This window comes from Achromobacter sp. GD03932, from assembly GCF_029839485.1.
GTDB lineage: Bacteria > Pseudomonadota > Gammaproteobacteria > Burkholderiales > Burkholderiaceae_B > Achromobacter > Achromobacter bronchisepticus_A.
On the sequence record NZ_JAOCAT010000058.1, the window covers coordinates 1 to 17,403 of the forward strand.

Annotated in this window: 13 protein-coding genes and 1 pseudogene; 6 read left to right on the forward strand and 8 right to left on the reverse strand. The window is 64.3% G+C overall.

Going from position 1 to position 17,403, the window contains the following annotated elements; translation table 11 throughout:
* Positions 1 to 288: 288 nt before the first annotated feature.
* From N5C88_RS30860 to leuC, 8 genes and pseudogenes are all read right to left on the reverse strand, one after another.
* Positions 289 to 960, reverse strand: a pseudogene (locus tag N5C88_RS30860) (phosphoribosylanthranilate isomerase); the annotation flags it as partial.
* Between the two features lie 60 nt (positions 961 to 1,020).
* On the reverse strand, positions 1,021 to 2,232 hold the full coding sequence (locus N5C88_RS30865) for an ABC transporter substrate-binding protein (RefSeq protein WP_118933333.1): 1,212 nt from the start codon (positions 2,230 to 2,232) through the stop codon (positions 1,021 to 1,023).
* A gap of 52 nt (positions 2,233 to 2,284) precedes the next feature.
* Positions 2,285 to 3,094: a tRNA pseudouridine(38-40) synthase TruA gene (truA, locus tag N5C88_RS30870; RefSeq protein WP_118933334.1), complete on the reverse strand. Its 810-nt coding sequence runs from the start codon at positions 3,092 to 3,094 to the stop codon at positions 2,285 to 2,287.
* Positions 3,095 to 3,097: 3 nt separating this feature from the next.
* The gene (locus N5C88_RS30875) at positions 3,098 to 4,987 is read right to left on the reverse strand and encodes a FimV/HubP family polar landmark protein (protein WP_280016881.1); all 1,890 of its coding nucleotides are present in this window, start codon (positions 4,985 to 4,987) and stop codon (positions 3,098 to 3,100) included.
* Between the two features lie 257 nt (positions 4,988 to 5,244).
* Positions 5,245 to 6,375 carry an aspartate-semialdehyde dehydrogenase gene (gene asd, locus N5C88_RS30880; RefSeq protein ID WP_059371193.1) on the reverse strand — a complete coding sequence of 377 codons (1,131 nt, stop codon included), beginning with the start codon at positions 6,373 to 6,375 and terminating at the stop codon, positions 5,245 to 5,247.
* Between the two features lie 249 nt (positions 6,376 to 6,624).
* On the reverse strand, positions 6,625 to 7,701 hold the full coding sequence (leuB, locus tag N5C88_RS30885; RefSeq protein WP_118934947.1) for a 3-isopropylmalate dehydrogenase: 1,077 nt from the start codon (positions 7,699 to 7,701) through the stop codon (positions 6,625 to 6,627).
* A gap of 35 nt (positions 7,702 to 7,736) precedes the next feature.
* A complete protein-coding gene (gene leuD, locus N5C88_RS30890) occupies positions 7,737 to 8,387 on the reverse strand; it encodes a 3-isopropylmalate dehydratase small subunit (RefSeq protein ID WP_054458281.1) in 651 nt (216 codons plus the stop codon).
* A gap of 25 nt (positions 8,388 to 8,412) precedes the next feature.
* On the reverse strand, positions 8,413 to 9,816 hold the full coding sequence (gene leuC / locus N5C88_RS30895) for a 3-isopropylmalate dehydratase large subunit (protein WP_059371195.1): 1,404 nt from the start codon (positions 9,814 to 9,816) through the stop codon (positions 8,413 to 8,415).
* Positions 9,817 to 10,341: 525 nt separating this feature from the next.
* Between leuC and N5C88_RS30900 the strand changes: the two genes are divergently transcribed.
* The 6 genes from N5C88_RS30900 to N5C88_RS30925 form a co-directional block, all read left to right on the forward strand.
* Complete coding sequence (locus tag N5C88_RS30900; protein WP_059371196.1) at positions 10,342 to 11,835, forward strand: TolC family outer membrane protein; 1,494 nt, start codon at positions 10,342 to 10,344, stop codon at positions 11,833 to 11,835.
* A 24-nt stretch (positions 11,836 to 11,859) separates the two neighbouring features.
* A complete protein-coding gene (locus tag N5C88_RS30905; RefSeq protein ID WP_042792889.1) occupies positions 11,860 to 12,072 on the forward strand; it encodes a hypothetical protein in 213 nt (70 codons plus the stop codon).
* Positions 12,047 to 14,221 carry a type I secretion system permease/ATPase gene (locus tag N5C88_RS30910; RefSeq protein ID WP_118934949.1) on the forward strand — a complete coding sequence of 725 codons (2,175 nt, stop codon included), beginning with the start codon at positions 12,047 to 12,049 and terminating at the stop codon, positions 14,219 to 14,221. The genes N5C88_RS30905 and N5C88_RS30910 overlap by 26 nt, the downstream gene beginning before the upstream one ends.
* Before the next feature lie 7 nt (positions 14,222 to 14,228).
* The gene (locus N5C88_RS30915) at positions 14,229 to 15,650 is read left to right on the forward strand and encodes an HlyD family type I secretion periplasmic adaptor subunit (RefSeq protein WP_059371198.1); all 1,422 of its coding nucleotides are present in this window, start codon (positions 14,229 to 14,231) and stop codon (positions 15,648 to 15,650) included.
* 19 nt (positions 15,651 to 15,669) lie between these two features.
* Positions 15,670 to 16,326, forward strand: coding sequence for a response regulator transcription factor (locus tag N5C88_RS30920; protein WP_059371199.1), 657 nt, complete (start codon positions 15,670 to 15,672; stop codon positions 16,324 to 16,326).
* Positions 16,327 to 16,410: 84 nt separating this feature from the next.
* A partial coding sequence (locus N5C88_RS30925) for a retention module-containing protein (protein ID WP_280016882.1) occupies positions 16,411 to 17,403 on the forward strand: 993 nt, incomplete at its 3' end.

The following is a 17,403-nucleotide window of genomic DNA, read 5'->3' on the forward strand; positions in this document are numbered from 1 at the left end:
TCGAACCAACGACCTCCACGATGTCAACGTGGCGCTCTAACCAGCTGAGCTAACCGCCTGCAAAGAAGAAGAATTATATAGTGCTTTTTTAAACTATGCAAATCGTCTAACAAGATTTTTTGCATTATTTATTGCGCTTCGAAATTTGCGGCGTTTACTTTCGCATGCCTTCAAACTTCCTTGCGCAACGCGTTTTGAAGAGTCCGTTCTTAGGAACTTGTTCCAAGAAACTTTAAGCACCGCTTTTCAGCATTGCCGCACCGCTTCAAACCGCCTGCACTGCACTAACTAATTTCCCTTCAGCTTCGCGTCTGCCGCTTGCGCTGCAGCAACGAAGAACGAAATTCTATCAGAACTTTTAACTCCTTGCTCAAGCTCCACGCCGCTACTCACATCGACCGCCCAAGGCCTGACCAATTCCACCGCCTGCCCGACGTTTTCTGCGTTCAAGCCGCCCGACAGAATCAGGGGCCGCGACACCGGATCGGCCCTCACCTCGTCTAACAGGGTGTAGTCGAAGCCATGGCCGCTGCCGCCGTATCCCGCGCTGTAGCTGTCGAACAGCCAGCCCGCGGCTTCGCCATAGGCGCGGCACGAAGAGGCCAGGCTTTCCGCGGTATCCAGACCGGGCGCGCCGGCACGGAATGCCCTTAGAAAGCGATGACCGTAGCGCGCGCAATCCTGCGGCGTTTCATCACCATGGAACTGCAGCAGCTCCGGCTTGACCTGGTCCAGCACGGCCTGCACCTCGGCCTCTTGCGCATTCACGAACAAGGCCACCACGTCGACAAAGGCCGGCACCATGCGCCGCAACTGAGCTGCGCGCGTCGGCGTCAGGCAACGCTTGCTCTTGGCGTAAAACACAAAACCGATCGCATCGACGCCCGCCGCAACGGCGGCGTCGATGTCCTGTTCCCGGGTCAATCCACAGATCTTGATGCGTGTGCGCATGAAACTCTTCGCTTGCTTGGCCGCCCTGCGCGGCTGGTCGAATCAGTATATCCGGCGTGCAGGCACCGCCTACGCGGCGGGCTGGCCCATGGTGGCCACGAGATTGTCGAAACTGCCCTCGGCCAGACGGAACCAGGGCGTTTCCTTGTCACGAAACGCCGCCATGCTGTCGTACAGCTTCTTGAACATGGGATCCTTGGCGCTCATTTCCTGGTAGGCGGCCAGCGACGCCTCGTAGCTCGCCTGCAGGACCGGCTTGGGAAACGCCTTCAACTGCGCACCGCGCGACACCAGCCGGCGCAGCGCATCCGGATTGCCAGCGTCGTACTTGGCGATCATGTTGGCAGTCGCCATGCGGCATGCCAGCGTCAAAGCGGACTGATACGGCTTGGGCAACTCGTCGTAGGCGTCCTGGTTCACATACAAGGACAGCTGCAGCGTGCCCGCCCACCAGCCCGGAAAATAGTAATTCCTGGCCACTTTATAGAGCGCCAGGTTTTCATCGTCGTACGGGCCGATCCACGCCACGGCGTCCACGACGCCCTGCTCCAGCGCGCCATAGGCTTCGGCCACCGGAACGTCCACGGGCGTCGCGCCCATCCGCGCCAGCACATGGCGGGCGAACCCGCCGGCCTTCACCTTGAGCCCCCGCAGGTCGTCCACGGTCTTGATTTCCCCGCGAAACCAGCCGCCCATCTGCGCGCCGGTATAGCCGCAGGGAAAGTTCAGGATGTTGTACTTGTCGAACAGCACGCGCGTGAGCGCCAGGCCTTCGCCCTGCGTCATCCACGCATTCATCTGCCGCGTGTTCAGGCCGAACGGCACGCCGGCGTCAAAGCACAGCGCAGGGTCGATATCGAAGTAGCGGGTCGACGCCGTATGGCCGCAATCGACGACGCGGTGCTGCACGGCTTCCAGCACCTGGCCCGGCTGCACCAGGTCGCCGGCGGGAAAGATCTCGATGCTGAAGCGCCCGTCGGTCACCTCGTTCACGTAACGCGCCACGTCTTCGGCGCCGGCGAACAAGGTGGGAGACTCGTTGGGAAAACTGGAGGCCAGCCGCCATGCGACTTTGGATGGGGCTGCCACCACCGCGGGCGCTTCGGGCGCGGCCACCGGAGCGGGCGGCGGACTGGCCGGAGCCTCTTGCGGAGCCGACGGCGGTTCCGACGGGACAGCGCTGGCGTTTTCCTCGGTCGACGGGACTTCCTGCGCGAACGCCGGAGCGACCAGGGCGGCGCCGCCCAGGGCGGTCTGCTTCAAAAACGCGCGGCGTTGCATGGCAAGAGCCTCCATCGGATATGGACAGGCATCGCCGTTGCCGGCGACATCCCTAATAGGTTTGAGTAAACGGCGACAGCAACTGCGATCCCCCGTCGAGCTCATCCAGGCCGAACGCTTCCGGATAATCGATGGCGGACAGGTACAGCCCATCGGGCGCGAAGGTCGGCGCGCCCCGCTTGCGGTCGCGCCAGGACAGCAACTGCGCCATCCAGTCCACCGATTCGCGCCCTTGCCCGATCTGCAATAGTGCGCCCATGATGTTGCGCACCATATGATGCAGGAAGGCATTGGCCTTCAGGGTGAACACCAGGAACGGCCCGCGTTCATCGATGTCCAGCCGGTAGAGATGACGCACGGGATGCTTGGCCTGGCATTGCGAGGAACGGAAGCTGGAAAAGTCATGCTCGCCCAGCAAGGCGTTTGCCGCGGCCCGCATGGCATCGACGTCCAGCGGCTGAAAACACCAGCCAGCCCGCCCGGCCCACAACGCAGGCCGAACGCGGCCGCGCCACAACAGATAAACGTAGGTGCGGGCGCGCGCGGAAAATCGCGCGTGGAATTCGTCCGATACCGGCTGCGCCCACTGGACCGAAATACTGGGTGGCAGGAAGGCATTCACCCCCCGGACCCAGGATTCCATCCGGCGATCGAGCTCGGTGTCCAGATGGACTACCTGCATCGCGCCGTGCACACCGGTGTCCGTACGGCCGGCGCAGATGGTCGCGACCGGCCCTTCCACACCACAAAAACTGCCCAGGGCGGCCTCCAGCGTGTCCTGCACCGTTTGCCGATGCGGCTGTGTCTGCCAACCCTGCCAGGCGGAGCCGTCATACGCCAGCCCCAATGCAACTCTAGACATGTATCAAACCCGTGGCCCGCCGACACGGTGCGGTTCGTCCGTGGGCGGTTCGTCCAGGTCGAGATTGATGCTTCCGAGCTTGCGGTTCAGCGCCGCCGTATCCAGCGCTGGCTCGTTGAATTCGTAGGTTTCCTCGTCATCGTCCCCGCGCCGCGCGCCGGCCCGGCGCAAGAGCCAGGCAATCGCGAATGCGATCAGCGCCAGCACTGCGGTGACGATAACGAGCAGATTGCCGGCCAGCCACGCAGGCATGTCCGAGGCAGAATCCTTGCCTGCCGGCGTACCGGCGGCCTGATCTGGCGAAGGTGTCCCAGAAGCGCCGGCGGCGCCGGGAGTGCTCGCGGCTCCTGCCGTTCCTGTTGCGCCGGGAGCGCCTGCCGCGCCCGGAGCGCCTGCTGCACCCGAAGCGCCCGCTGCACCCGAAGCGCCCGAAGCGCCCGTTGCACCCGAAGCGCCCGCTGCACCCGAAGCGCCTGCCGCACCCGCAGCGCCTGCCGCACCCGCAGCGCCCGAAGCGCCTGCCGCACCCGGAGCACCCGCCGCACCCGAAGCGCCCGTTGCACCCGAAGCGCCCGCTGCACCCGAAGCACCCGCCGCACCCGAAGCGCCCGTTGCACCCGAAGCACCCGCCGCACCCGAAGCGCCCGTTGCACCCGAAGCGCCCGTTGCACCCGAAGCGCCCGCTGCACCCGAAGCGCCCGTTGCACCCGAAGCGCCCGCTGCACCCGAAGCGCCCGTTGCACCCGAAGCGCCCGCTGCACCCGAAGCGCCCGCGGCACCCGAAGCGCCCGCTGCACCCGAAGCGCCCGTTGCACCCGAAGCGCCGGTTGCACCCGAAGCGCCCGTTGCACCAGCGGCGCCCTGCTGTGCCACCGCCTTGTTCAAATCGTCGACATTACTCTGCAGTTGGCTCACACGCCCCTGGACATCGGCCATGGCGCGCTCGCTCGACGTCCTGGCGTCAGCCTGCGCCTCGGCTTGAGCCGACGCGCTGTCTTGCGCCTGCCCGGAGGACAAGCGAACGCGATCCTGCGGCGGCGATGCGCTGGCCGCCCCGGCATCAGCGGGAGGCGCAACGCTGCCCGAAGCCGCGCCCTGCCCCTGGACCACGGACGGATTCGCGCCGGCCGCCGCGCCGATGCGCGCGCGGTACTTCGCGAATGCCTCGGCATGCTCATTGAAGATGCGCCGCGCTTCGGCCGGATCCACCGCGCGCACGGTGGCCGCGTCGGGAATCGTCAACCTCTGGCCAGCCTTCACCAGATTCATATTGTTCTGGATGAATGCCTCGGGATTGGCGCGCCACAAGGCCACCAGCATCTGATAGACCGACGCGTTGGGCACGGCATTGCGCTGCGCGATCGCGAAAAGATTGTCGCCGGACTTCACGTTGACCGAACGTGATCCCGCCGCACGCCCCGGCGTGCCGACCGCGGCCGGCGTCACATCGGCCGTGGTGCCGCGCAACGGCACCAGGATGCTGACCTGCACCTGGCGCTGCCCGGAGCTGGAGCTGATATCCAGCAGCAGATCAACCGCGCCGCTGGCCGGCGGCTGCGAGGCCCGCACGCGCAGATTCTTGCGCGTGGCGTCCAGGCCGTCCTCAACCCGGACCACCATGCTTGCCAGCGGGACCGGCGGTTTCAGGCCCGCGCGTTGCCAGGACGCCTCGTCGGCCACCGACACCTTGAGCGATGCGATTTCCTCGGGCGTGAGTTCCTGCAATCCCACCACCGCCTGCAGCGGCGCGCCCGGCACGGAAACCACCCGCGAATGCCCCACGCGCATGGCCATGGCGGTACTGCACACGCTTGAGCCAATCGCCAGCGCAATCGCCCACTGCAGGGCTTTTAAACGGCGGGCATGCTTCACTTGGCGCGAACGCTGGGTCATAAGCTGGAATTCCGTCTTGTAGTCGACTTGCGGGCTGGAGCCGGATCACGCCATATCGGTGAGAACTGGCATCAATTCACGGGAAAAGTGTAATGGATCATGCGCATTTCACAAACCTGAAAGGCCCGGCCGCGCTTGCTGGCGGGCCTGTCCGCCGGCACGGTACAGACGCCCTGCAAACGGCAAGGGCACCCTGAGGTGCCCTTGCTTGCCTTGCGTGCCTGCTCAGGCGGCGCCGAACGCCGCCTGCAACGGCGTCAGGCTTCGGCCAGCGCGATGCGCAGCATGCGGCGCAGCGGCTCGGCGGCGCCCCACAGCAGCTGGTCGCCCACGGTGAAAGCACCCAGGTACTGCGAGCCCATCGACAGCTTGCGCAGACGGCCCACGGGAATGTCCAGCGTGCCGGTAACAGCGACCGGCGTCAGCGCGGAAACCGTGGCTTCCTTGGTGTTGGGCACGACCTTGGCCCACTGCGTGCCTTCGGCGATCAGCGCTTCGATCTCGTCCAGCGGCACATCGCGCTTGAGCTTGATGGTCAGCGCCTGACTGTGGCAGCGCATCGCGCCGATGCGCACGCACAGGCCGTCGATCGGCGTGGCGGGCGTGCCGAAGGCGGCGCCGCGGCCCAGGATCTTGTTGGTCTCGACCTCGCCCTTCCACTCTTCCTTGGACATGCCGTTGCCCAGATCCTTGTCGATCCAGGGAATCAGGTTGCCACCCAGCGGCACGCCGAAGTGCTCGTGGGGCAGCGCCGGATCCTTTTGCTTGGCCAGCACGCCGCGGTCGATTTCCAGGATGGCCGACGCGGGATCGTCCAGCAACGACTTGACCGACCCGTTGATCTCGCCGAACTGGGTCAGCAGCTCGCGCATGTGCTGCGCGCCACCGCCGGAAGCAGCCTGGTAGGTCATGGAGGTCATCCATTCGACCAGGTCGTTGTTGAACAGGCCGGCCAGGCCCATCAGCATGCAGCTGACGGTGCAGTTGCCGCCGATGAAGTTGCGCACGCCGCGCTTGAGCGCCGCGTCGATGACCGGGCGGTTGACCGGATCCAGCACGATGATGGCGTCATCGGCCATGCGCAGGGTGCTGGCGGCATCGATCCAGATGCCGTTCCAGCCTGCGCCGCGCAGCTTGGGATAGACCTCGGAGGTGTAGTCGCCGCCTTGCGCCGTCACGATGATCGGCAGTTTTTTCAGAGCGTCAATGTTGTAGGCGTCTTGCAGCGGGCCTGCGCCAGTGGCCCAAGTGGGCGCGGCGCCGCCAGCGTTGCTGGTGGAGAAAAACACCGGTTCGATCAGTGCGAAGTCGTTCTCGTCGCGCATGCGTTGCATGAGCACCGAGCCGACCATACCGCGCCAGCCGACAAGGCCTACTGCTTGATTCATTTCAATCGCTCTTTAAAGGTGTGGAGACTAGGGTCCAGGGGAAAAAGCCGTGCAATTCAACAATTTATCAGAATGCACGGCCGGATGTTGCGGCGCAGCTAGAAATAATAGGGGCCGCAATGGATACAGAGCGCTTTCGAGGCGATGCCACAACAGCAAAACAAGGGGCGACCCAGCCGGGCTGCCCCTTGTTTTACGGCGCTTCAACCGCCAGGCGCACGGGCGCCCGGCGGCTCGATCCCGAGAAGATCAGGCCAGCGCTTTCAGCACTGCGTCGCCCATCTGCGCCGTGCCGACCTTGGTCGTGCCCGGCTCGAAGATGTCGGCGGTGCGCAGGCCGTCGGCCAGCACACGGCGCACGGCGGCCTCGATGCGGTCAGCCTGCGGCGCCAGATTCAGCGAATAGCGCAGCAGCATGGCCGCGGACAGGATGGTTGCCAGCGGATTGGCGATGCCTTGGCCGGCGATATCGGGCGCGGAACCGTGGCTGGGCTCGTACAAGCCTTGGCCGCCGGCGTTCAGCGAAGCCGAAGGCAGCATGCCGATCGAGCCCGTCAGCATGGCCGCTTCGTCGGACAGGATGTCCCCGAACAGATTGCCGGTCACGATGACGTCGAACTGGCGCGGGTTACGCACCAGCTGCATGGCGGCGTTGTCGACATACATGTGCGACAGTTCCACGTCGGGATACTCGCGCGCCACTTCGATGACGATGTCGCGCCAGAACTGCGAGGTCTCCAGCACGTTGGCCTTGTCCACGCTGCACAGCTTCTTGTTGCGCTTGCGCGCCGATTCGAAGCCGATGCGTGCGATGCGGCGCACTTCGGATTCCGCGTAGCGCATGGTGTCGTAGCCTTCGCGTTCGCCGGTGAAGGCGCCGTCGGGCGAGGAACGCACGCCGCGCGGCGTGCCGAAATAGATGTCGCCAGTCAGTTCGCGGATGATCAGGATGTCCAGGCCGGACACGATCTCGGGCTTCAACGACGAAGCGCTGGCCAGTTCCGGATACAGGATGGCCGGACGCAGGTTGGCGAACAGGCCCAGCGCCTTGCGCAGGCCCAGAATGGCCTGCTCGGGGCGGAACTCGCGCGGCAGGCTGTCGTACTTCCAGTCGCCCACGGCGCCGAACAGCACGGCGTCCGATTCCTTGGCCAGGTTCAGCGTGGCCGGCGGCAGCGGATGCTCGAACGCATCGAAGGCGGCGCCGCCCACGGGCGCTTGCTTGATATCGAAGGACACGTCCAGCGCCTTCAGGACGCGCACGGCCTGTTCGACGATTTCCGGGCCGATGCCGTCACCCGGCAAGACTGCGATGTTGTGAGTCATACGAAAACGATCCTGTAATCAGAAGAATGGTGGCGTCAGGCGATGGGACGGCTTTCCAGCCACGGATGACGGGCCAGGCGCTCGGCCTCGAAAGCGCGGATCTTGTCCGACTGGCGCAGGGTCAGCCCGATATCGTCAAAGCCGTTGAGCAGACAGTACTTGCGGAAGGGTTCGATGTCGAAACCCATCTCGCGCCCATCCGCGGCCACCACGACCTGGCGGTCGAGGTCGACGCGCAGCTTGTAGCCGGGGAAAGCCTTCACTTCGTCGAACAGGCGCGCGACTTCCAGTTCCGACAGAACGATGGGCAAGAGACCGTTCTTGAAGCTGTTGTTGAAGAAAATGTCGGCATAGGACGGCGCGATGATGGCGCGGAAACCGAACTGCGTCAGCGCCCAGGGCGCATGTTCGCGGCTGGAGCCGCAGCCGAAGTTCTTGCGCGCCAGCAGCACCGAAGCGCCCTGGTAACGCGGCTGGTTCAGCACGAAATCCGGATTCAGCGGACGCTTGCTGTTGTCCATGCCGGGTTCGCCATGGTCCAGATAGCGCAGTTCATCGAACAGGTTCGGACCAAAGCCGGTGCGCTGGATGGATTTGAGGAACTGCTTGGGAATGATGAGGTCCGTGTCCACGTTTTCGCGGTCGAGCGGAGCCACCAGGCCTTCGTGAGTGGTAAATGCTTGCATGATGTCGATACTCGGTGCGTGACGCTTAACGGAAAGTGCGGACGTCGACGAAATGGCCGGCGACGGCGGCTGCGGCGGCCATGGCCGGGCTGACCAGATGGGTGCGCCCGCCCTGCCCTTGCCGGCCCTCGAAATTGCGGTTCGAGGTGGAGGCGCAACGCTCGCCCGGTTCCAGGCGGTCGGCGTTCATGGCCAGGCACATGGAGCAGCCCGGCTCGCGCCACTCAAAGCCCGCCTCGATGAAGATCTTGTCCAGCCCTTCGCGCTCGGCCTGCTGCTTGACCAGGCCCGAGCCCGGCACCACCATGGCCTGGCGCACATTGGAGGCCACATGCTTGCCGCGTGCGACCGCCGCAGCCGCGCGCAGGTCTTCGATGCGCGAATTGGTGCAAGAACCGATGAACACGCGATCCACGCGGATATCGGTAAGCGGCGTGTTCGGCTTCAAGCCCATGTACTGCAAGGCGCGCTCCATGCCGCTGCGGCGCACGTCGTCTTTTTCGCGATCGGGGTCCGGCACGCGGGAATCCACCGGCAGCACCATTTCCGGGGACGTGCCCCAGGTGACCTGCGGCTTGATGTCGCGGGCGTTGACTTGCACCACGGCGTCGAACTTGGCGCCCTCATCGGTATGCAGGGTGCGCCAGTAGCCCACCGCCTGATCCCAGAGCACGCCCGTGGGCGCGAAGGGACGGCCGCGGAAGTACTCGACGGTCTTGTCGTCCACCGCCACCATGCCGGAACGAGCGCCGGCTTCGATGGCCATGTTGCAGACGGTCATGCGGCCTTCCACGGACAGGGCGCGGATCGTGCTGCCGGCGAACTCGATGGCGTAGCCCGTGCCGCCGGCCGTGCCGATGATGCCGATGATGTGCAGGACCACGTCCTTGGCCGTACAGCCGAAGGGCAATTCGCCGTCGACCTTGATCAGCATGCTCTTGGCTTTCTTCATGAGCAGCGTCTGGGTCGCCAGCACGTGCTCCACTTCGGAAGTGCCGATGCCGAAGGCCAGCGCACCCAGGGCGCCGTGCGTGCTGGTGTGCGAGTCGCCGCAGACCACGGTCATGCCGGGCAGGGTCGCGCCCTGCTCCGGGCCGATCACGTGCACGATGCCCTGGCGCAGGTCATTCATGCGGAATTCGGTGATGCCGTACTTTTCGCAGTTGGCGTCCAGCGTGTCCACCTGCAAGCGCGAAATCGGATCGTCGATGCCCTGGGCGCGGTTCAGCGTCGGCACGTTGTGGTCCGCGACTGCCAGGTTGGCGCCCGTGCGCCACGGCTTGCGGCCGGCCATCGCCAGGCCCTCGAACGCCTGCGGGCTGGTGACTTCGTGCACCAGGTGGCGGTCGATATAGAGCAGACAGGTGCCGTCTGATTCCTGATGGACGACGTGGGCGTCCCAGAGTTTGTCGTAAAGAGTTTGGGCCATGGATGCGCTCTGCAAATAGACAATCCGGCTCGTGCCGCGCGCGGTTCAAACAACGATCCCGGGCGCCAGCCACTGCGGCATGAGCGAATTATGCACAGGGTCTCAACCTAGTACAATTGCACCTTATATACCAGTACCAGCACTACCATGCTAAGACATGGCGAGGTCACTTCGTCTTATTTCCATACCTCAATCGAACCGCAACCAAACAGTTACAGATACAAATTCGGGTATTTAAAACAGATACAAAATTATCAAACCGATATAATCGTTGTGCGCCGTGTTCACCCAAACCGCGAAATAAAGCGCAATAAACCGCATTTATCCTGCATTAAACCGGATCACAAATCTGGAATATCGCGAAATTAGTGCAAATTCAAGCTAATTAAGAGATGATGCGCGAAGAAACCCAAACTGCCGACCGGAAAACTTCGTCAAGAATTAACAAATATTGACTCGTCAAATCTGACATTTCCACACAATATGGCGGCCATTAATTCCTAACTCGACTCGCGAATAATCACTATGGCTTCGTTTTTGCTCAAAAGCACGACTTCGGTCCTTGCCCTGGCATTCGTTCCTGCGGCATTTGCACAGTCAGCAGCCCCCGCCTCCGGGGCAGCTGGGGTCACTCTGAACCAGGTCGTCGAGCAGACCCTGCTCAGCAACCCGGAAATCCAGGCCAAGTACCATGATTTCCAGGCTTCGCTGGAAGGCCAGGCCGTCGCTCGCGGCGCGTTCTTCCCGCAGATCAATGCGCAAGGCTACGTGGGCCGCGAATACCGCAACAACGTGCCCGGAGTCGGGTCGCAGAGCTGGAACCGCCCCGGCTATAGCGTGGAATTGCGTCAACTGATTTTCGACGGCTTCCGTACGAGCAACGACGTCAAGCAAGCCGGCTTCGACAAGCTGGCGCGCTTCTATGACCTGTTGGCGACCAGCGACAACACCGCCTTCGGCGCAGTGCAGGCCTATATCGACCTGCAGCGCTATCGCGACATGGAACTGCTGGCGCGCCAGAACTACACCCTGCACGAAGAAACGCTCAAGCAGATCAATGAGCGCGCCGAATCGGGCGTGGGCCGCCGCGTCGACCTGGAACAGGCCGGCGGGCGCCTGGCGCTGGCCCAGACCAACCTGATGACCGAAACCGCCAACCTGCTGGACGTGCAACAGCGTTTCCAGCGCGTCACCGGTGCCCTGCCCCCTGAAGCGATGCAGCCCACGCCCGATATCAGCGGCAAGCTGCCGGTCAAACCCGCCGATTTCAACGAATCGCTGCGCCGCAACCCCAGCTTCCTGTCCAAGCAGGCCGGGCTGCAGGCCGCCCAGGCAGGCGTCGCCTCGTCCAAGGGCGCTTTCTCGCCCAAGTTCGAGTTCGTGGCCGCCACCGGCCGCGACCAGAACGACCCGACGCCGCAAAACCGCGACATCCAGAACTCCAGCGTCCAGGTTGTCATGAGCTACAACCTGTATCGCGGCGGCTCCGACTCCGCCCGCGTGCGCCAGACCTCCGCGCAGTCCTATGCCGCGCGCGACATCCGCGACTACACCTGCCGCAATGTGCAGCAGGACCTGGCCGTGGCCTGGAACAACGTCGCCAGCCTGAGCCAGAAGCTGCCCTTCCTGCGTGACCACGAAGTGGCCACCACCAAGGTGCGCGAAGCCTACCGCCAGCAATTCCAGATCGGCCAGCGTTCGCTGCTGGACTTGCTGGACACCGAAAACGAATTGTTCGAATCGCGCCGCGCCCTGACCAACGCGCTGTATGACCTGCAGATCGCGCAATACCGCTGGCTGGCGCTGTCGCACGCGCTGCTGCCGGCGCTGTCGCTGCAGCCCGCGCGCAACGAAATGCCTGAAGAAAACGGCAAGCTGGAAGTCTCCGACGAAGTCATCAAGCTCTGCAACTCGACGATCCCCGACTCGGCCCGCCTGGCGCCCGTGCGCGTGCAATACAACGAGGGCAACCTGCCGCCCACGTTCATCCCGGTAAACTCGCCCAAGGCCAAACCCTAGGCGATGCAAGCGCAAGGAGACCATATGCAGAAACAGGGCAACGACTTCTCACAACTGGATGCGGACTTCGTCCGCGTCCTGGAAGACCTGATCGACGCGCTGATAGCCAATGGCACCTTGCGTATGACCGACCTGCCTATCCAGGCTCAACAAAAGCTGACCCAGCGCAAGCAACAGCGCGCGCGCCTCTCCGAACACCTCGACCTGCTGGATGACGAAGATGGACAAGTTATCTGAAATGGCGGCCCGGGAGTGGCGCGCTGACGCGCGCGCGGCGCACGACGACCCGCTGCTGGACTGCCTGGTTGAAATCACCCGGCTGCATGGCGTGACGGCGACGGCTCAGGCGCTGTCGGCTGGCCTGCCGCTGGAAGAACACAAGCTGACGCCGGCATTGCTGCCGCGCGCCGCCGCGCGTGCCCAGCTCTCGGCCCGCGTGGTCAAGCGCACGCTGGAAAGCATTTCGCAAGACCTGCTGCCCGCGATCCTGCTGCTCAACGGCGAACGCGCCTGCCTGCTGCTGAAGAAAGACGGCGAAAACTACGTCGTCAGCCACCCCGAACTGGGCGGCAGCTCCATGGAAATGAGCGCCGCGGAACTATCTGCGCAATACACCGGACTGGTGTGCTTCGTGCGCCCGCAGTTCCGTTTCGACGCGCGCGCGCCCGAAGTCGCCAAGGTGCGCGAACGCCATTGGTTCTGGGCCGCCATCATGGAAAACCGGCGCCTGTACCGCGACGCGCTGATCGCCGCCCTGCTGATCAACGTCTTCGCGATGGCGATGCCGCTGTTCACCATGAACGTGTATGACCGCGTCGTGCCGAACAACGCTGTCGAAACGCTTTGGGTGCTGGCCATCGGCATCACCCTGGTCGTGATCTTCAACATGATCCTGAGCACTGCGCGCTCCCACGTGGTCGACAGCGCCAGCAAACGGGTCGACGTGCGCCTGTCGGCGCAGATCATGGAACGCGTTCTGGACCTGCGCATGGAAGGCCGGCCGGTGTCGGTGGGCTCCTTCGCCGCCAACCTGCGTTCATTCGAATCCATCCGCGACTTCATCGCATCGGCCACCATCACCACCCTGGTCGACCTGCCCTTCATTCTGCTGTTCCTGCTGGCGCTGGCCTGGATCTCGCCCTGGATGGTGCTGCCGCCGCTGGTCGCGATCGTGTTGATCCTGCTGGTGTCGCTGGCCGCGCAAGCCCGCATGGAATCCCTCACCATGGCTTCCTACCAGGCCTCGTCGCAGCGCAATGCGACCCTGGTCGAGGCCCTGACCGGTCTGGAGTCCGTCAAGACGCTCAACGCGCAGGGCTCCATCCAGCGCAACTGGGAGCGCGCCACCGAGTACATCGCCCTGACCGGCGGCAAACTGAAGCTGATTTCGTCGTCCACGGTCGGCTTCGTGCAGGCCATCCAGCAACTGGTGTCGATTTCCGTCGTCATCATCGGCGTCTACCAGGCCCAGGAATCCGCCATATCGATGGGCGGCATCATCGCCGCCTCCATGATCGCCGGGCGCTGCCTGGCCCCGCTCGGCCAGGTCGCCGGACTGCTGATGCAGTACCAGAACGCGCGCACCTCGCTGGGTTCGATCGACAACTATATGAAGCTGCCGATCGAACGTCCGGCGGAAGCCGAATTCCTGCATCGCCCGGTCTTCCATGGCGGCATTGAGTTCCGCGACGTGACCTTCAGCTATCCCGGCAGCAAGCAGCCGGTGCTGAAGAAAGTGTCCTTCAAGCTCAAGCCGGGCGAAAAGGTCGGCATCATCGGCCGCATCGGCTCCGGCAAGACCACGCTGGAGAAGCTGGCCCTGGCGCTGTACCAACCTACCGAGGGCGCAGTCCTGCTGGACGGCGTGGACGTGCGGCAGATCGATCCGGCCGACGTGCGCCGCGCCATCGGCCACGTGCCGCAGGACCCGCTGCTGTTCTATGGCAGCCTGAAGCACAACCTGGCGATGGGCGCGCCCTACGCCGACGACGCCAGCATCCTGGCGGCCGCCAACATGGCGGGCGTCACCGACTTCGCCAACCTGCACCCCGATGGCTTCGACATGATCATCGGCGAACGCGGCGAATCCCTCTCCGGCGGTCAGCGCCAGTCGGTGGCGGTGGCCCGCGCCCTGATCAACGATCCGCCCATCCTGCTGCTGGACGAGCCCAGCAGCAACATGGATCACCAGAGTGAAGCGCAGCTGCGCAAGCGGCTGGGTGAAGCCAGCGCCACCAAGACGATCCTGCTGGTCACGCACCGCACCGCCCTGCTGGACCTGGTCGACCGCCTGATCGTGATCGACAACGGCCATATCGTGGCCGACGGTCCCAAGGAGCAAGTGGTCGAGGCACTGCGTCAAGGACGCGTCGGACGCGGAAGCTGAGGAAACCATGCTGAACAATCCTGGCGAAACCCGGCACGGCCTGTTTGGAAGCTTGTGGCGCAAGCTGCGCGGCGTGTTCGTGTTCTTCTTCGACCGCCTGCTGGACGGAACCGAAAAAGGCAAGCCCCAGCAACGCTCCGACTACGTAGGCAACGCGGAATGGGTCATCCATGAATCGCAGGCGCGCGGTTCGCGCATCCTGCTGTGGGTCAGCCTGCTGGCCACCGGCGGGCTGCTGTTCTGGGCCGGTACCGGCAGCATCGACGAAGTCGTGCGCGGCGAAGGCAAGGTCGTACCCTCGCGCCAGGTCCAGATCATCCAGAGTCTGGACGGCGGTATCGTCGAGGAAATCCTGGTGCGTCCGGGCCAGGAAGTCGAGGCCGGCGAAATCCTGCTGAAGATCGACTCCACCCGGTTCGCCTCGTCGCTGGGCGAGAACAACGCCGAATACCTGTCCCTGCTCGCCAAGGCGGCCCGCCTGCAGGCCTTGGCCACCGGCGACCCCTTCGTGGCTCCCCCGGAAGTGTTGGCGCAGGCGCCCGGACTGGTGGAAATGGAGCGCAATGCGTGGCAGGCGCGCACCACGGAATTGAACGCCACCGTCAACGTTGCCCGCGAACAGCTCAAGCAGCGCCAGGAAGACCTGCGCGAAACGATCGCCAAACGCGACCAGGCCTCGGCCAGCTGCGGCCTGACCTCGCGCGAGTTGCAGGTGACCCGTCCCCTGCTCAAGAGCGGCGCCGTGTCCGAAGTCGACCTGTTGCGCCTGCAACGCGACGTGGCCCGCTACTGCGGCGAACAGAAAGGCGCCGAAGCCCAGATCGACCGCTTCCAGGCCTCCATCAAGGAAGCCGAAAGCAAGCTCCAGGAAGCCGAACTGAACATCCGCAACCAGGCCCGCAACGAACTCTCGGAAACCAACACCAAGCTGGCTACCCTGCGCCAAGGCAAGCTGGCGCTGGCCGATCGCGTGAAGCTGGCCGAGGTCCGCGCCCCGGTGCGCGGCACGGTCAAGACGCTGTTCAACAACACGGTCGGCGGCGTGGTCCAGCCTGGCAAGGACATCATCGAAATCGTGCCCAAGGACGACACGCTGCTGCTCGAGGTCCGCATCCAGCCGCGCGACATCGGCTTCCTGCATGCCGACCAGAAGGCGGAAGTGAAATTCACGGCCTACGACTTCGCCATCTACGGCGGCCTCGAAGGCAAGGTGGAACAAATCGGCGCGGACACCGTGACCGACGAGAAAGGCAATTCCTACTATGTGGTGCGGGTCCGCACGGACCGCAGCACGGTAGGCGACAAACTGTTGCCCATCATCCCCGGGATGGTGGCGGAGGTTCATATCCTGACTGGCAAGCGCACGGTGCTGCAGTACCTGCTCAAGCCCATACTGCGCGCCAAGGCGAATGCCTTTACCGAACGTTAAAGGAGGGCTGCAAGGCTTTATGAAACCCGTTCCTGTCCTGTTGATTACGCACGACGACCTGTTGTGGCAGCATTGGCGCGGCCTGAACCCGGCCCGCTGGCTGGCGGCCCGCGGGCGCGGCCTGGCCGACCTGCAACGCTGGCGCGAACAGGGCCGCACTCTGGCGGTATTGGATGCGGACCTGCCCCGGCTGCCTTCCTGGCAGGATCCCATCTGGGCCGCGACGCTCGCGGACCTGCACGTGGTGGTCGCCAGCCCCAGTCCGAACGACGAGCAAGGCACCCGGGTACTGGGCGCCGGCGCGCATGGCTATTGCCACGGCTATGCCTCGGCCGCCTCGCTGTCGCAGGCACTGGAAGTCGTCGCCTCTGGCGGCATCTGGATGGGCCGTTCGCTGGTGTCGCGCCTGCTCAAGCTGGTTGCCGAACGCGCTCAGGACGAGAGCTCCTGGGACGGCGGGGTGTTGACGGAGCGTGAAATCACCGTGGCCCGTTATGCCTCCAGCGGCCAAGCCAATGCGCAGATCGCCGAAGCCCTGGGCATTACCGAACGCACGGTCAAGGCCCACCTGTCAGCCGTTTTCGAAAAGCTGGGCGTAACCGACCGCCTGCAGCTCGCCCTGCTCGTCCACGGCATTTCTGCCCCCGCCGACGCCAAAATCAAAATTACTTCCTGATACTGTCCTTGAGGACAATATCCCGCGCCGGCGGCGCAATCTAGTATCTGGCCATCTTGGATAACTCCCTGAAACGGAACCAACATGGCCAACACTTCTCCCGCAGTCGTCAACGAAATCTCCGGTCGCGCGTGGATACGCAATAGCGACGGTTCCCTGACTGAACTGCATCAAGGCAGCAAGGTCCCCGCCGGCAGCGACGTCGTCACTGCCTCGGGCGCCACGGTTTCGCTTCAGGTCGAGAACGGCATGCCGATCGTCATCGGCGAAGGCCGCGAAGTTGCCGTGACCGGCGACATGACCGGTCCCCTGGCCGACCCGTCCGAAGCGGCCGTGGCTCCGCCCTCCGGCACCGACTCCGACCGCTTGCTGGCCGCCCTGCGCGACGGCCGCGACCCGTTCGATGAACTGGATCCCACCGCTGCCGTCGTGGCCGGCGGCGGCGATGCCGGCGGCAGCAGCTTCGTGCGCCTGGCCCGCATTCTTGAAACCACGACCCCGCTGGACCTGGCCTATCCGAACCCGTCGCGCGGCAACGATATTCTTCCGCGCATGTCCGGCAGCGGCGTGGGCGGCAACGACGACGATGGCGGCACGACGCCTGTCGTTCCGGTCCGCCCCTCCGTCGTTGTCACCATCAACGACGACGGTACCGTCACCTTCAAGTTCACCGAGCGCCCTGTCGGGTTCGATCTCAACGATGTCCTCGTTGAGAACGGCAAGGTTACCAACCTGCGTCCCGACCCGACCGACCCCACCAAGTGGACCGGTGATCTTGAAGTACCCAACAATTTCGAAGGCACCGTGACCGTCAGGGTGCCGGACGGCAGCTATACTAACGAGGTAGGTACTCCCGGATTGCCGGGCGAAACGTCGACGGTCGTCGACACGCTGCCGCCGGAAGCCTCCATCACCATCGACACGATCGCCGGCGACGGCATCGTCAACGCCGAAGAAGCGGGCAAGGACATCGCTGTCACCGGTAAGGTCGGCGGCGACGTCAAGGTCGGCGACACCGTCACCCTGACCGTCAATGGCAAGGAGTTCACCGGCCAGGTCACGACCCAGCCGGATGGC

Excerpts from the sequence above, each read along its gene's own strand:
- N5C88_RS30865 (WP_118933333.1), bottom strand. The coding sequence starts at position 2,232 with ATGCAACGCCGCGCGTTTTTGAAGCAGACCGCCCTGGGCGGCGCCGCC.
- truA (WP_118933334.1), bottom strand. The coding sequence starts at position 3,094 with ATGTCTAGAGTTGCATTGGGGCTGGCGTATGACGGCTCCGCCTGGCAG.
- N5C88_RS30875 (WP_280016881.1), bottom strand. The coding sequence starts at position 4,987 with ATGACCCAGCGTTCGCGCCAAGTGAAGCATGCCCGCCGTTTAAAAGCC.
- asd (WP_059371193.1), bottom strand. The coding sequence starts at position 6,375 with ATGAATCAAGCAGTAGGCCTTGTCGGCTGGCGCGGTATGGTCGGCTCG.
- leuB (WP_118934947.1), bottom strand. The coding sequence starts at position 7,701 with ATGACTCACAACATCGCAGTCTTGCCGGGTGACGGCATCGGCCCGGAA.
- leuD (WP_054458281.1), bottom strand. The coding sequence starts at position 8,387 with ATGCAAGCATTTACCACTCACGAAGGCCTGGTGGCTCCGCTCGACCGC.
- leuC (WP_059371195.1), bottom strand. The coding sequence starts at position 9,816 with ATGGCCCAAACTCTTTACGACAAACTCTGGGACGCCCACGTCGTCCAT.
- N5C88_RS30900 (WP_059371196.1), top strand. The coding sequence starts at position 10,342 with ATGGCTTCGTTTTTGCTCAAAAGCACGACTTCGGTCCTTGCCCTGGCA.
- N5C88_RS30905 (WP_042792889.1), top strand. The coding sequence starts at position 11,860 with ATGCAGAAACAGGGCAACGACTTCTCACAACTGGATGCGGACTTCGTC.
- N5C88_RS30910 (WP_118934949.1), top strand. The coding sequence starts at position 12,047 with ATGACGAAGATGGACAAGTTATCTGAAATGGCGGCCCGGGAGTGGCGC.
- N5C88_RS30915 (WP_059371198.1), top strand. The coding sequence starts at position 14,229 with ATGCTGAACAATCCTGGCGAAACCCGGCACGGCCTGTTTGGAAGCTTG.
- N5C88_RS30920 (WP_059371199.1), top strand. The coding sequence starts at position 15,670 with ATGAAACCCGTTCCTGTCCTGTTGATTACGCACGACGACCTGTTGTGG.